The organism is Austwickia sp. (assembly GCA_016699675.1).
Taxonomy (GTDB): Bacteria; Actinomycetota; Actinomycetes; order Actinomycetales; family Dermatophilaceae; genus Austwickia.
This window is the reverse complement of record CP064985.1, coordinates 329,477-343,300: the sequence shown is the minus strand read 5'-3', so window position 1 is coordinate 343,300 and position 13,824 is coordinate 329,477. Positions and strand designations below refer to the sequence as shown.

General features: G+C 73.5%; 11 protein-coding genes and 1 pseudogene. 10 read left to right on the top strand and 2 right to left on the bottom strand.

The features are described from left to right. Nucleotides 1–29 precede the first annotated feature (29 nt). The 10 genes and pseudogenes from IPK37_01600 (at nucleotide 30) to IPK37_01555 (ending at nucleotide 11,582) form a co-directional block, all read left to right on the top strand. Complete coding sequence (locus IPK37_01600) at nucleotides 30–2,510, top strand: hypothetical protein (protein ID QQS01205.1); 2,481 nt, start codon at nucleotides 30–32, stop codon at nucleotides 2,508–2,510. An 8-nt stretch (nucleotides 2,511–2,518) separates the two neighbouring features. Further along, nucleotides 2,519–3,187: a hypothetical protein gene (locus IPK37_01595; GenBank protein ID QQS01204.1), complete on the top strand. Its 669-nt coding sequence runs from the start codon at nucleotides 2,519–2,521 to the stop codon at nucleotides 3,185–3,187. Further along, nucleotides 3,184–4,086 carry an ATP-binding cassette domain-containing protein gene (locus tag IPK37_01590; GenBank protein ID QQS01203.1) on the top strand — a complete coding sequence of 301 codons (903 nt, stop codon included), beginning with the start codon at nucleotides 3,184–3,186 and terminating at the stop codon, nucleotides 4,084–4,086. Before IPK37_01595 ends, IPK37_01590 begins: the two co-directional genes overlap by 4 nt. Beyond that, nucleotides 4,083–4,706, top strand: a pseudogene (locus IPK37_01585) (ATP-binding cassette domain-containing protein). Before IPK37_01590 ends, IPK37_01585 begins: the two are co-directional and overlap by 4 nt. 119 nt (nucleotides 4,707–4,825) lie before the next feature. Further along, on the top strand, nucleotides 4,826–5,134 hold the full coding sequence (locus IPK37_01580; protein ID QQS01202.1) for a thiamine-binding protein: 309 nt from the start codon (nucleotides 4,826–4,828) through the stop codon (nucleotides 5,132–5,134). Nucleotides 5,135–5,236: 102 nt separating this feature from the next. Next, on the top strand, nucleotides 5,237–5,773 hold the full coding sequence (locus IPK37_01575) for a MarR family transcriptional regulator (GenBank protein QQS01201.1): 537 nt from the start codon (nucleotides 5,237–5,239) through the stop codon (nucleotides 5,771–5,773). Nucleotides 5,774–6,829: 1,056 nt separating this feature from the next. After that, nucleotides 6,830–8,662 (top strand): methylmalonyl-CoA mutase, encoded by a 1,833-nt coding sequence (locus IPK37_01570; GenBank protein QQS01200.1) that lies wholly within the window; start codon nucleotides 6,830–6,832, stop codon nucleotides 8,660–8,662. Between the two features lie 171 nt (nucleotides 8,663–8,833). Further along, a complete protein-coding gene (locus IPK37_01565) occupies nucleotides 8,834–9,526 on the top strand; it encodes a hypothetical protein (GenBank protein QQS01199.1) in 693 nt (230 codons plus the stop codon). Then, nucleotides 9,523–10,533, top strand: a complete 1,011-nt coding sequence (locus IPK37_01560; GenBank protein ID QQS01198.1) for a hypothetical protein — start codon at nucleotides 9,523–9,525, stop codon at nucleotides 10,531–10,533. The genes IPK37_01565 and IPK37_01560 overlap by 4 nt, the downstream gene beginning before the upstream one ends. A 134-nt stretch (nucleotides 10,534–10,667) precedes the next feature. Then, on the top strand, nucleotides 10,668–11,582 hold the full coding sequence (locus IPK37_01555) for a tetratricopeptide repeat protein (GenBank protein QQS01197.1): 915 nt from the start codon (nucleotides 10,668–10,670) through the stop codon (nucleotides 11,580–11,582). A gap of 22 nt (nucleotides 11,583–11,604) precedes the next feature. Here the strand turns inward: IPK37_01555 and IPK37_01550 are convergent, their stop codons facing one another. Both IPK37_01550 and IPK37_01545 read right to left on the bottom strand, forming a co-directional pair. Continuing rightward, entirely contained in the window at nucleotides 11,605–12,123 is a 519-nt protein-coding gene (locus IPK37_01550; protein ID QQS01196.1) for a hypothetical protein, read from the bottom strand. Next, a complete protein-coding gene (locus tag IPK37_01545) occupies nucleotides 12,120–13,784 on the bottom strand; it encodes an alpha-D-glucose phosphate-specific phosphoglucomutase (protein ID QQS01195.1) in 1,665 nt (554 codons plus the stop codon). Before IPK37_01545 ends, IPK37_01550 begins: the two co-directional genes overlap by 4 nt. Between the last annotated feature and the right edge of the window lie 40 nt (nucleotides 13,785–13,824).

Here is a 13,824-nt window from a genome sequence, read left to right as displayed (position 1 = left end):
ATGCGGCACCGACCCGGCAGACCGTCGGCGTGCTCGTGTTGGCGTTCCTCGTCGGGGCCTGCGTCGTGCTGATACGGCTCGCCACGCGCTCCCTGGAGCAGGGCGTGGTCAAGCCGGCGGTGACCCTCCGCCCCGCGGTGGCGAGCGCCCTGATCGTCGACGCCGGGTTGCGGGAGGCGCCCGCGTCCGAGGTCGGCCAGGCGGCCGAACTCCTCGGCCCGGTCACCCGCAGGGTCTACCCCCGGGGCGTCGGCAACTGGGCCGCCGACGGGCTGACGCAGGTGTTCCCCGAGCCCGCGCCGCCCAACCCCGCCCAGCTGCTCGTCCGCGACGACGTCTGCGCGCACCTGCGGTTCAGCGCGGGCCGGTGCCCCACGGCCGCCGGAGAGATCGCGGTCAGCGAATCCGACAGCGACGCCTACGGCTGGCGGGTGGGCACGACGCGGCCGTACGCCGCCCCCACGGGTTCCGGCGACCCGCGTCGGGGCACCCGGTCCGTGCCGTCCGGGCCCGGGCAGCCGGCCATGGACATCGTCCAGCTGACCGTGGTGGGGGTGTACGTTCAGGCCCCCGACGACCGCTTCTGGCTGGGCCGCCACCTCGGCGGGAACCGCGCCATCGTCCAGGACCAGGGCGTCAAGCTCGATCCGTGGGTCGCCGCGCCGGCGACCGTGCGGCCCGGGTGGGTGGTGTCGGCCACGCGCGAGTACGCCGTGGACCCGCTCGCCCTGACCATCGACGACCTGCCCGCGGTCCAGCGCGAGATCGGCGCGGCCCAGGAGCGGGCCCCGTCCGGCACCGTCCTGCGCGGTGGGGTGGCGGCGGCCGGCGAGGAGGTCGCCTCGTCCGCCGCGCAGATCCGCCTCATCGTCCCCCTGGTTCTCGGGCAGCTCGCGGCGTTGGTGGTCGCCGTCCTGTACGCCGTCGCCCGGTCCGCAGCCGACGAACGGCGGGGCGAGGCCGCCCTGGCCCGGTTGCGCGGCGGGGGCGCCCGCGGGGCCCGTCGGCTGCTGCTCGGCGAGCTGCTGCCGCCGGTGCTGGTCGGGGTGGTGCTCGGCGGGCTCGGCGCCGTGGGCATCGACGCCGCCCTGCGGGCCCGGATCCTGCCGGCGGGGGTCCCCGCCGAGATCGGCCCGTCCACCGGGGTGGCGGTCCTGGTCGCGGCGGTGGTCGCCGGTGCGGTCGTCGCGCTCGCCGTGTGGCCGATCGTGCGGCTCGACGTCTTCCGGCTGCTGCAGCGGCTGCCCGTCCTGCCCCGCGGCATCGGGGCCGGGACATGGGTCGTGCTCGCGCTCACCGCCGCCGCCGTGCTGGCGCTGCGGACCACGTCCGATCCCACCCCGCTCGCGTTGGCGGCGCCCACCCTGCTGGCGCTCGCGCTGGGACTGCTCGGCGCGGGTCTGCTGGGGCGGCTGGGTCCGGCCGCCGCACGCCGGGCGCGGCGTCGCGGGGCCGCCGGGGCGGCGCTGGGCTGGGCCGCGGCGGCTCGGCGCCCCGTCGGACGGCTCGTCGCCGTGATCGTGGCCGTGGCCACGGCGTCCACCGTGGTCGCCGCCAATGCGGCCGTCGTGGGCGCGCGGAACCGGCAGTTGCGCGCGGAACTGGAGGCCCGGGCGCCGTACGCCGTGCAGGTCGGCACCGCCGATCTGCCCGCCCTCGTCGACCTGGTGCAGCGGGCCGACCCCGCCGGGGAGAAGGCCACCGTGGTCGCGGTGACCCGTCCCGCCGACGGCGAGGCGCCGGCGACGCTCGCGGTGGACCCGCGGCAGCTGGGTCGGGTGGCGTACACGTCGACGCTGCCCGGTGCGGACCTGGACCGCCTCTCCGCCGGGGAACGGCCGCCGTCCCTGCGGGTCGCCGGCTCCGTCCTCGCGCTGACCGGCACCACGGACCTGACGCCGCTGGACTCGACGGCGGCGGGGACCCCGGGCACGACCCCTGGCCCGGCGCCGGGTGAGACCCCTGCCGCCGACGACCCGGTCTGGCGCGCCTGGGGGCTGCGGGTGGGCGCGGTCGTCACGACCCCCGACGGGCGCCGGCTCGATCGTCCGCTGGGCGTGTTTCCGCTGCGTACGACCGCGCCCACCCAGCTCAGCGCGCCCCTGCTGTGCCAGGAGGCGTGCCGCTTCGACCGGTTGACCTTCGCCCTGGCGCCGCTGCCCGGCGGCACGCCCGGGGCGGCGTCGCAGGCTTCGACCGGTTCGACCGGGTCGCAAGGATCCGGGCGGCCCCCTGCGATGGTGCGGGGCCGCGTCACGCTGACCGGCCTGACGGTCGACGGGCGCCGGGTGGGGCTGGGGCCGGCCGGCGCGTGGCGCACCTGGCGGGACCCGGTGAACCCCGCCGCGGCGGCCGTCGAGGTGGTGGATGCGGCTGCGCAGGATTCCCTGGCGCTGTCGGTCACGGTGTCGGGCGGCCCGGTGGCGATGCCGTACGGCGACGTCCCCGACCCCCTTCCCGGTCTCGTCGTCGGCGTCGACGGGACCACGACGGTCGAGGCCAAGGGCTGACGGACACGATGCTGCCGATCCGCCCGATCGGCACGGGCGCCGGGCAACTGCCGCTGCTCGCGGCGCGCGGCATCCTCGGGGACCGCACCGTCCTGGGCCTGCGCGGCGCCCACCTCGGACCGAACGACACCGCCGAGGTGTGGTTCGCCGGCGACTCCGACGGGACCCGCGCCGCCGTACGCGACGCCCTTGCCGCCCGCGGCATGGCCGTGACCGGGGTGCGGGACGCCGAGGTGGTGCGGGCCCGGTACGACGCCTCCGGGTCCGCCTGGGGCCTGTCGCTGGCGCTCGTGGCGGCCGCCCTCTCGATGCTCGTGGCGGTCGCCTTCGTCGTGGTGGCGGCGCTGTTGGGGTGGCGCCGCGCGGCGACCGACGCCGCCGTCCTTCGCATGGCCGGCATGCGCGCTAGGACGGTGCGGGCGGCGGCGGTCCGCGAGCGAGTCATCGTCAGCGGCGCGGGCGTGCTCCCGGGGGTGCTCGGCGCGTTCCTCGTCATGCCCTTGTTCCCGCTGTTCACCCGGCCGGCGGCGCGCCCGCTGCCCGCGCTGCTCCCCGACCCGCCGGCCGTGGCGCTGTCCTGGTGCCTGGTCGCTCTCGCGGTCACGGCGGCGGCGACCGGTTCCGCCCGTCTCGTGGCTCGGCGGGCTCGCGCTCGCCTGGTCGAGGAGGAGCAGTGACCGGCCTGGCGGTCGCGACGCGCGGCCTCGTCCACGTGTACCGCACCGAGGGCCAGGACGTGGCCGCCCTCGCCGGTGTGGACCTGGCGATCCGCCCCGGGGAGACGGTGGGGCTGCTGGGTCCGTCGGGGTCGGGGAAGTCGACGCTGCTGGCGCTGCTGGGTGGCCTCATGCGGCCGAGCGCCGGGCGGATCACGGTGGGCGGGCGCGATCTCGTCGACCTGACCGAGGCGGAGCTGGACGACTACCGGGCCGGCGAGGCCGGCGTCCTGCTGCAGGGCGCGCGCCGCAATCTCGTGCCGTACCTGTCGGCCGCCGACAACGTCGTTTTCGCGCAGGCGGCCGCGCTGCGGCGGGGCCGGTCCTGCCCCGACGTGCTTGACACGTTGGCCCTCGTCGGCGCGGACCAGTTCGCGACCCGTCGACCGGCGGACCTGTCTCCCGGCCAAGCTCAGCTGATCGCGCTCGCCGTCGCGTTGGCCGCCGGTCCCGGCCTGTTGCTCGCCGACGAGCCGTCTTCGGCACTCTCACACGCGGCGCGGGACGACGTGCTGGCGGCGATCGACCACGTCAACCGCGAACGCTCGGCGACCGTGGTCGTCGTGACCCACGACGAGGCGGTGGCGCGGCGCATGCGGCGTACGGTCACCATCCGCGACGGCAGGGTCGGCGGCGAGGGGCGGGACGGCGAGGAGTTCGCGATCGTCGCTGCGGACGGCTCGCTCCCGCTCCCGGTGGGGGCGCTTGCGGATCTGCCGCCGGGCACCGCCGTGCGGGTCCACCGCGAGGGGGCCCGGTGGCTGCTGGTCCCGGACGGGTTGCCGGGCGCGTCTGGCGCCGCTGGCGACGGTACGCCGGGTGGGGCTGGCGACGGTACGCCGGGCGGGGTGCGGCCATGAGCGCGGCGCGGCTGGAGGCCCGGGAGCTGACGGTGACGTACGGCGAGCTGCGGGCCGTGGATGGAGTCTCGCTGCAGGTGCCGGCCGGTCGGCTGGTGGCCGTCACTGGGGAGTCCGGGGCGGGGAAGTCGTCGCAGTTGTGGGCGCTCGCCGGGGCCGTGCGGCCGCAGTCAGGGGTCGTGCTGGTGGACGGCGCGGAGATCGCCGGCCCGGACGCGGCACGGGCGGCCGGGGTGGCGCTGATGCCGCAGTCCTTCGGCCTGGCGACCGTGCTGACCGCGGCGGAGAACATCGTGCTGCCGCTGCTCGACGCCGGGGTGCCCGCCGGTGAGGCCGAGCGTCGGGCCGCGGACGCGTTGGCCGCCGTGGGTCTGGACGACATCGGCTGGCACCTGGTGGATGAGCTCTCCGGCGGCCAGCGGCAGCGGGTGGCCTTCGCGCGAATGCTGGCGGGGCGACCCGGCGTACTGCTTGCGGACGAGCCCACCTCCGCGCTCGACCACCGCAATCGGGAGCGGACGATGGCGCTCCTGCGAGCGGCGGCCGAGGCGGGGGCCGCGGTGCTGGTCGCGACGCACGACCCGGAGGTCGCGGAGCTGGCCGACGCGGAGTTACAGCTGACGCCGGTCGCGCGGCCTGGGTGCGCGGCGAGCCTCGGCCCCAGCCCGCGTCGCCAGGAGATGGGCGGCCGCCCGGTGACGCGGGTGCGGGGTCGGGTGGGTCTGCCTAGGCTGCCCGCATGTTGCTTGCCTTTTCCGTGTCCCCGGCGATCGCCGCCGACGAGTCCGGCTCCGTGCACGAGGCGGTCGCTGCCGCGGTGCGCGTGGTGCGGGAGTCGGGGTTGCCGCACCACACCGACGCGATGTTCACCACGATCGAGGGGGAGTGGGACGAGGTCTTCGCCGTGGTGAAGGCGGCGTGCGATGCGGTTGCGCGATTCGCGCCGCGGGTCTCCCTGGTGCTCAAAGCGGACATCCGGCCCGGCTTCATCGGCGAGCTGACGGGCAAGGTGGAACGGCTAGAGCGGGCGTTGGCCGACGGCGCCTGAGGGGTGGACGGGCCGCGCCGATGGGTGCCGAGCCGGCCTGCGGGTTCGGGGGCGGCGCGTCGGCGGCGGGGGCGGAAGCTGACTCCTCGGTAGTCTCGTGGGGTGCCCGCGCCGTTGTCTCTGCCCTTCGACCCGATCCGTCGGGCCGCGGTGCTCTGGGAGCGGCGGTGGGGGCGGGCCTCGGCCCCGCAGGCGATGGCGGCCGCCACCTCGGTGATGCGGACGCAGCAGTTGCTGCTGGCGACGTACGACGCGGTGCTCGCCCCCTACGAACTGAGCTTCCCGAGGTTCGAGGCGCTGACGCTGTTGGAGTTCTCCCGGGACGGGCGCCTGCCGATGACGAAGCTGAGCCGGCGGTTGATGGTGCACCCGACGAGCGCGACCCACATCATCAAGCGGCTGGCCGAGCAGGGCTTCGTGGCGCGCGTGCCGAATCCGGAGGACGGGCGGGGCACGTTGGCGGCGATCACGCCGGCGGGTCGAGCAGTGGTGGCGGACGCGACGACCGCGCTGGTCGGCGCGGGATTCGCGCTGGATGCCCTGACGGGGGCGGAGCGGGTGGAATTGTTCCGGCTCTTGGAGAAGGTACGCCGTGGGGCGCGCGACTTCGACGATCAAGTGAGCGCCGGCGAGCGTTGAGGAGGAGTCGTCGAGGTCGTGGGCTCGACGATCAAGTGAGCGCCGGCGAGCGTTGGGGAGGGAGACGTCGGGGTCGTGGGCTTCGACGATCAAGCGAGCGCTGGCGAGCGCTGCGGAGATGAGCAGTCCGCGCCGCTTACCCTCGTGGACATGTGTCAGGGCACGTTATCGGTGGTGATCACAGCGCGTAACATGTCCTGAAACCTGTCCACGGAGCTTGTGTAGCGGCCGGTGCACAGAGGTCGCGCACGGCAGGGCTTTGGCGATCAAGCTGGCGCTGGCGAGCGTTGCGGAGCTGCCACAGTTCGTGGCGCCCACCCTCGTGGGCATGTGTCAGGGCACGTTATCGGTGGTGATCACAGCGCGTAACGTGTCCTGAAATCTGTCCACGAAGCTTGTGCGACCGCCGTCGAGCGTTGAGCAGCAGTCGACGGAGTCGTGGGCTTCGACGATCAAGCGAGCTCCGTCGAGCGTTGAGGTCGCCCCCCCAACATCGACTGGCGCCCTCTGTCCCCCGACTGCCGCCCGGTTACCTCGACTGGCGCCCGCCTTGAAGAAGGGCTCCAGTGCGGTCAAGAGGACGGCAGTGCAGTCGCGGTGGGTGACTAGGGCGGCAGTGCGGGAAAGGCCGTCAGATCTGGCGAGCACCAGCCCTGGGTCGACTGCCGCTCTCTTTCCGCAACTGGCGCCCTGTTACCCCGACTGGCGCCCGCCTTGAAGAAGGGCGCCAGTGCGGGAAAGAGGGCGGCAGTTCGCGGAACGGGGCGCCAGTGCGGTCAAGAGGGCGGCAGTGGGGCAAGTAGGGCGGCAGTTCGGGAAACGGGGCGACAGTCGGGGAAAGCGGGCGGCAGTCGAGGCGGTCACCGTTGAAGGCGTCGACGGGCACCCACAATGAGTACGGCGTAACCGTCCGGTGAGTACGGCGTAACCGTCCGGCGCACGGCGCCTCGCCCGCACGTGGCCTGACCTGGAGCTCCGTGGTCCGTCCAGCGCTCGATGGCAGCTCGTCCACCACGCCCTAGCCATTTACTAGGAAGTCCTAGTAAATTGGCGGGCATGACGACGACGGACCGCCCGCAGGCCGACACGGCCGCCGCCCCCACGACCCCTCAGCCCGCGGCCGACGCCGTGGCGCGCACCCTCCCGACGTACACGCTCCCCACCACCGACGGTGCTAACGGCAGGCAGCGGTGGCAGCAGCGGTACCAGACCGCCCTGGCCAAGGGCCAGGTCCGCAACGCGGACTTCACCACGCTGTCCGGCATGGAGGTCGAGCCCGCCTACGGCCCGAGCGACGAGCAGGCCGCCGCCGACCCGAACTTCGACCGGATCGGCTGGCCGGGGGAGTACCCCTTCACGCGCGGCCTCTACAGCACCGGCTACCGCGGCCGCACCTGGACGATCCGGCAGTTCGCGGGCTTCGGCAACGCCAAGCAGACCAACGAGCGCTACAAGATGATCCTCGGCCGCGGCGGCGGCGGCCTGTCCGTCGCCTTCGATATGCCCACCCTCATGGGCCGCGACTCCGATGACCCCATGTCCCTCGGCGAGGTCGGCCACTGCGGCGTCGCCATCGACAGCGCCGCCGACATGGACATCCTCTTCAGCGACATCAAGCTCGACGGTGTCACGACATCGATGACGATCAGCGGCCCCGCCGTACCCGCCTTCTGCATGTACCTGGTCGCCGCCGAGCGCCAGGGCTGCGACATCTCCGCCCTGAACGGCACGCTGCAGACGGACATCTTCAAAGAGTACATCGCCCAGAAGGAGTGGCTCTTCGAGCCCGAGCCGCACCTGCGCCTGATCGGCGACCTGATGGAGTACTGCGACACCAACATCCGCGACTACAAGCCGCTTTCGGTGTCCGGCTACCACATCCGCGAGGCCGGGGCGACGGCCGCGCAGGAGCTCGCGTTCACGCTCGCCGACGGGTTCGGGTACGTCGAGCTCGGTCTGTCCCGCGGCCTAGACGTCGACTCCTTCGCGCCCGGGCTGAGCTTCTTCTTCGACGCCCACGTCGACTTCTTCGAGGAGATCGCCAAGTTCCGCGCCGCGCGCCGGATCTGGGCGCGCTGGCTGCGCGACCGCTACGGCGCCAAGACCGAGAAGGCGCAGTGGCTGCGCTTCCACACCCAGACCGCGGGAGTCAGCCTCACGGCGCAGCAGCCGCTCAACAACGTCGTGCGTACGGCGGTCGAGGCGCTGTCCGCGGTCCTCGGTGGGACCAACTCGCTGCACACCAACGCCCTCGATGAGACCCTGGCCCTGCCGAGCGAGCACGCCGCAGAGGTGGCGCTGCGTACCCAGCAGGTGCTGATGGAGGAGACGGGCGTCGTCAACGTCGCCGACCCGCTGGGCGGGAGCTGGTACGTCGAGGCGCTCACCGACAAGATCGAGGCCGAGGCCGAGCGCATCTTCGCCAAGATCCTGCAGATGGGCGAGCTGGGCAAGAAGCCCGGCCCGGACGGAGCGATCGAGCACAAGATCGGTCCCATCACCTCCGGCCTGCTGCGCGGGATCGAGGAGGGCTGGTTCATGGCCGAGATCGGCGACGCGGCGTTCCACTACCAGGTCGCGCTGGAGCAGGGCAGCAAGAAGGTCGTCGGCGTCAACTGCCTGACCGACTCGATCAGCCACGAGCTGGAGATCCTCCGGGTCAGCCACGAGGTGGAGAAGGTCCAGGTCGCCGAGCTGACCGACCGAAAGTCGGGCCGCGACCAGGCCGCCGTCGACGCCGCCGTGGCGCGGATGGTCGAGGTCTCCCGGACGAGCGAAAACATGATCCCCGCGATGCTCGACGCGGTGCGCGCCGAGGCCACCATGGGCGAGATCTGCAACGCCCTCAAGGCGGAGTGGGGCATCTACCGGGAGCCCGCGCGCTTCTGAGTTCCGGCCCCGCCGGAACCCCATCCTGCGGCGGATCGTTGGGCCTGCGGCCCCGCGATCCGCCGCTGCGCGTTTTGGTGGCCGCTTCGGGAGCGCCCTACTCTTCCGAGGGAGAGGGGACCAGGACCTCGGCCCCGCAGGGGCCGGATCGAACGACGGAAGAAGGACGCGTTGCCAACAGCACGCCGCCCCGCGTGGGTGTCGACGGTGGCCCTCATCGCCGGGGTCACTCTGCTGGTCGTGGGGGCGGTGTTCGCGGTGGCGCTCGGCCCCTCGGGACGGGTCGAGGCGAGCTCGCGGATCGCTTCGCCCGGGGTGGTGGTCCTCGACAAGAACGCCCTGCGCGCCTCCTCGGCGCCGGTCCAGGTCTCGGCGCGCGGCGCCTCCGGCCAGGTGACGGCGGTCCGCATGCTCGACGACGACGCGCTCGCCGCCCTCGACGGCTCGCGCCACACGTTGATCGATGGCGTCTCGTTCCTGCCGCGCGCGCTGCAGGCGACCGAACGACGCGACGGCCCACTCCCGCACGCGTTCAACGCGGACACCTTCCTCGCCCCGCCGGTGACGGGCGAGCAGGTCACGATGGACATCGTTCCGAGTCGGCTCCCGCAGGCCCTGGTCGTCTTCCCCGGCACTGTCTCCGACCCCCGCGACGACGCGGTCGACGTCACCATGTCCTGGGCCAACGCGGCGTGGTGCTGGCAGGCCGTGGCGCTGGCCCTGGCCGGTCTCGGGTTGCTGATCTCCGGAATGCTGGGGAGTCGCCGGCGCCCGCGGCCGGCGCCCGGTCACGATGCGCCCGGTCACGATGCGCGCGTCCACGATGCGCCTGTCCACCCTGCGCCCGAGGAGGAGGCCCGATGAGCCGGCCGCCCGCCCCCGGTCGCGCCGTTCGCCGGCCCCGACGCTCGGGCCTGCTCGCCGTGGGACTGGCGGCCGCGCTCGCCACGAGCCTCGCCGGCTGCGGCGCGCCGGGCATGCCCGGTGCGGGCGGTCCCCAGGACGATCCCGGCGCGGCCGTCACCGAGGACCAAGCCACCAGGGTCCTGCAGCGCGTGTTGGCGGACGATGCGGCGGCCCGGTCCGGCAAGCCCGGCGCGGCGTCGTCGCTGGCGAGCACGTACGCCGGCGAGGGGCTGGTGGCGGCCAAGGCGGCGGTGCAGTTCATCGCGGCCGGCGTGACGAGCCCGGCGTCCGGGGTGCCCACGGACATCAAGGTGCTGTCGACGTCGCGGGGCACCGACTACCCCCGATACATCCTCGGCGCGTCCACCGCACCGAACGCGCAACTGCCGGTGGTGCACCTGTTGGTCGCGACGAAGCCCGACACGCCGTACCGGCTCACCCTCAACGCGCAGATGCTCCCGGGGGCCCAGATCAACGCGTTCCCCGGCCTCGGAGACGGCGCCCGGGTGGTGACCAACGGCGCCGACATGGATCTCAAGCCGGCCGACCTGCTCAAGAGCTACGCCGAGGGCTTGGCCGCGCCGAAGGACGACGCGCCGTACGAGTCGGACACCTTCGCGGAACAGCTCCACTCGCGCGCCGAGGCGGCGAAGAAAGCGGTGGCCAGCCAGGCCGACTTCACCCAAACCTTCCAGGTGCGCCCCGATCCGGTCGTGGCCTTCCGGGAGCTCAACGGGGACACACTGGTGCTCGGTGCCATCGAGCGGGTCAGCGACTACCTCATCAAGCCGGGCCAGCAGATGCAGCCGACGCCGTACTTCTCCGCACTCGTCCCCAACCGCACCGTCCTCGTGCAGCAGGTCCGCACCCAGGTTTCGCAGAGCCTGATCTTCACCGTGCCGAAGCAGGGCAAGGCGCGGCTCGTCGCGGCCACCGAGCAGATCACCGGGGCCTCCGGCTACTGAGCCGGCCAAGGGAGGGCCTCCCGGAGGGCCGGCGAGGCCTTGCCGGCAGGACGGGCACCGGCGGCATCTGACGGCTCCCGCGGGGCCGGTTCCCCGAGTTTCCCGGGCGCATCCTCCTGGGCAAGAATGGCGCCATGAGCTTGCCCGGATCCTCGCCCTCCCTACGCGGCGCCGTCGACCTGTCCGCCCTGGGCCGCCCCGCCCCCACCCCCTCGGCCGCCGGCGCGGCCTCCGGGATCACCCTCGACGTCACGGACGCCAACCTCGAAGAGGCGATCCTGCTCACCCGCGACGTACCGGCCCTCTTCGTCCTGTGGGACGGGCAGGCGGCCCAGACGAAGCAGGCGCTGGACAACGCCGTCGCCGCGGCCGAGCGGGTCGCCGGCCGGCTTCGGGTGTGCTCGGTGGACATCCGCAAGGCGCCGGGCACCGCGCAGGCGTTCCAGGTGCAGCAGGTCCCGGTCACCCTGGCGATCATCGCCGCCCAGCCCGTGCCGCTGTTCCCCGGCGTGCAGCCGGTGGCCCAGCTCGACGCCGTCGTGGCGCAGGTCCTGCAGCTAGCGGCGCAGCACGGCGTCACCGGCCGGTTCGATGCCGGGGTCGCCGAGGGCGACGTCGAGGCGGGCGGACCCGACCTGCCGGTGGCGCATGCGACGGCGTACGACGCCATCGAGCGCGGCGACTACGCGGCGGCGGTCACGGCGTACGAGCAGGCCCTCAAGGACAACCCGGCCGACGCGGACGCGAAGGCCGGTCTCGCGCAGGTGCAGCTCCTGCAGCGCGTGGCCACGGTGGACGCCCCCGCAGCGCGGGCCGCGGCCGCCGCCGACCCACGCGACATCGACGCGCAGCTGTTGGTCGCCGACCTGGACCTGTCCGGCGGCCATGTGGAGGACGCGTTCGCGCGGCTCGTGGACCTGATCCGGGCGACCGTGGACGAGGACCGGGACCGGGTGCGGACCCACCTGCTGGGCCTGTTCGAGGTGGTCGGCACCGCCGACGAGCGGGTGGCCAAGGCCAGGCGGGCCCTGATGAGCGCGCTCTTCTGAGCCTCGCTCGTCGCCCTGGGCTTCAGTCGAGCGCCGGGAGCAGGGACTCCTGCAGGCGGGCCAGCACGGCCACGGCCTGGGCATCGACGTCCTCGGTCGAGAGCAGCCGCAGCCCGAGCGGGTAGGTCTCCTCGGTGCCGTCGAGCACGATGAGGTGGATCTCGTCGGGGCTGCACAGGTCCCGGAAGTCCGCCAGCCGGCGCTCCGGGAGGTCCTCCACGACCAGTACGTCGTAGCCGGCGCGGCGGTAGGTCTCGGCCAGCGCGATCTGGGCGCAATAGCGCAGCAGGGCCGTGCGGATCGTCCCGAGTTCGTCCGCACCCGAGGCGTGTTCCGAGGCGACCATCGCCGCGAGGATGGGCCCGTCGACCACGACGGACTGGTCCAGCCGACGGGCCATGGCCCAGGCGAGCCGATGGCAGCCCGGGCCCATCGGCCCGGTCACGACGATGAGCCGCCCCATGGGCGCGGGGAGGTCTCCCGCGCCCATGGGTTCGTCCGGCTCCGGCAGATCGACCGGCTCGCCGTCCGATCCGGTCACGACGACAGGGCCGCCGAGACGACCTCGCGGGCCTGTTCCTGGACCTGCGCCAGGTGGTCCGGGCCCTTGAAGGACTCGGCGTAGATCTTGTAGACGTCCTCGGTCCCGGACGGCCGAGCGGCGAACCAGGCGCTCTCCGTGGTGACCTTGAGGCCGCCGATCTTCGCCCCGTTGCCCGGGGCCTCGGTGAGCTTGGCCGTGATCGGCTCGCCCGCCAGCTCGCTGGCCGTGACCGCGGCCGGGGTGAGCGCGCCGAGCTTGGCCTTCTCCTCGCGGTTCGCGGGGGCGTCGACCCGCGCGTACGCCGGCTCGCCGTGCTTGGCGACCAGCTCCGCGTAGTGCTCGCTCGGGGACTTGCCGGTCGCCGCGAGGATCTCGCTGGCCAGCAGCGCGAGGATGATGCCGTCCTTGTCGGTGGTCCACACGCTGCCGTCGAAGCGCAGGAAGCTCGCGCCCGCGGACTCCTCGCCACCGAACGGGCCGGACCCGTCGAGCAGGCCGGGCACGAACCACTTGAAGCCCACCGGCACCTCCACGAGCTTGCGGCCGAGGTCGGCGGCGACGCGGTCGATCATCGAGGAGCTGACCAGGGTCTTGCCGATGAAGCCGTCGGCGGGCCAGGCGGGGCGCCCCCCGCCGTACAGGTATTGGATCGCCACCGCCAGGTAGTGGTTCGGGTTCATCAGGCCCGCGTCGGGGGTGACGATGCCGTGCCGGTCGGAGTCGGCGTCGTTGCCGGTGCTGATCTGGAAGGCGGCGCGGTTCTCGATGAGGCTCGCCATCGCCGAGGGGGAGGAGCAGTCCATCCGGATCTTCTCGTCCCAGTCCAGCGTCATGAACCGCCAGGTGGCGTCGACCAGCGGGTTGATGACCGTGAGGTCGATGCCGTGCCGCTCCGCGATGGCGCCCCAGTATTCGACGCTCGCCCCGCCGAGCGGGTCGGCCCCGATGTGCAGCCCGGCCTCCTTGATCTTGGCGATGTCGACCACGTGGGGCAGGTCGTCGACGTAGCGGCCCAGGAAGTCGTACGCCGTCGCCGCGGCCCGGGCCCGCGCGAACGGAATCCGCTTGACCCCCTCGAGGCCCGCCTTGATGTAGGCGTTCGCCGCCGCCGCGATCCACTTCGTGGCGTCGGTGTCGGCGGGCCCGCCGTGCGGCGGGTTGTACTTGAACCCGCCGTCGCTGGGCGGGTTGTGCGAGGGCGTGACCACGATCCCGTCGGCGAGCCCGGCGTTCGCGGGCAGGTCGTCCACGCCGCGGATCTTGCCGCGGTTGGCCACGAGGATCGCGTGGCTCACGGCCGGGGTGGGGGTGTAACCGTCGTGGTCGTCGACCAGCACCGTCACCTCGTTAGCCGCGAGCACCTCCAGCGCGCTGGCCCAGGCCGGCTCGGACAGGCCGTGGGTGTCCCGGCCGATGAACAGGGGACCGTCGAAGCCCTGCTGCCGCCGGTAGTCGACGATGGCCTGCGTCGTCGCGAGGATGTGGTCCTCGTTGAAGGCGGTCTTCAGGCTGGAGCCGCGATGCCCCGAGGTGCCGAACGCCACCTGCTGGTCGATGTTCTCCGGGTCGGGGTGCTGCGTGTAGTACGCCGTGACGAGATGCGCGACGTCAACGAGGTCCTGGGGCTGGGCCACTGTGCCCGCTCGCGATGAGGTCATGCCCCCATCCTGGCAGTCCGGCGGGGGCCGAATCGCCGTG

Excerpts from the sequence above, each read along its gene's own strand:
- IPK37_01580 (QQS01202.1), top strand. The coding sequence starts at position 4,826 with ATGTTGCTTGCCTTTTCCGTGTCCCCGGCGATCGCCGCCGACGAGTCC.
- IPK37_01545 (QQS01195.1), bottom strand. The coding sequence starts at position 13,784 with ATGACCTCATCGCGAGCGGGCACAGTGGCCCAGCCCCAGGACCTCGTT.
- IPK37_01555 (QQS01197.1), top strand. The coding sequence starts at position 10,668 with ATGAGCTTGCCCGGATCCTCGCCCTCCCTACGCGGCGCCGTCGACCTG.
- IPK37_01570 (QQS01200.1), top strand. The coding sequence starts at position 6,830 with ATGACGACGACGGACCGCCCGCAGGCCGACACGGCCGCCGCCCCCACG.
- IPK37_01595 (QQS01204.1), top strand. The coding sequence starts at position 2,519 with ATGCTGCCGATCCGCCCGATCGGCACGGGCGCCGGGCAACTGCCGCTG.
- IPK37_01560 (QQS01198.1), top strand. The coding sequence starts at position 9,523 with ATGAGCCGGCCGCCCGCCCCCGGTCGCGCCGTTCGCCGGCCCCGACGC.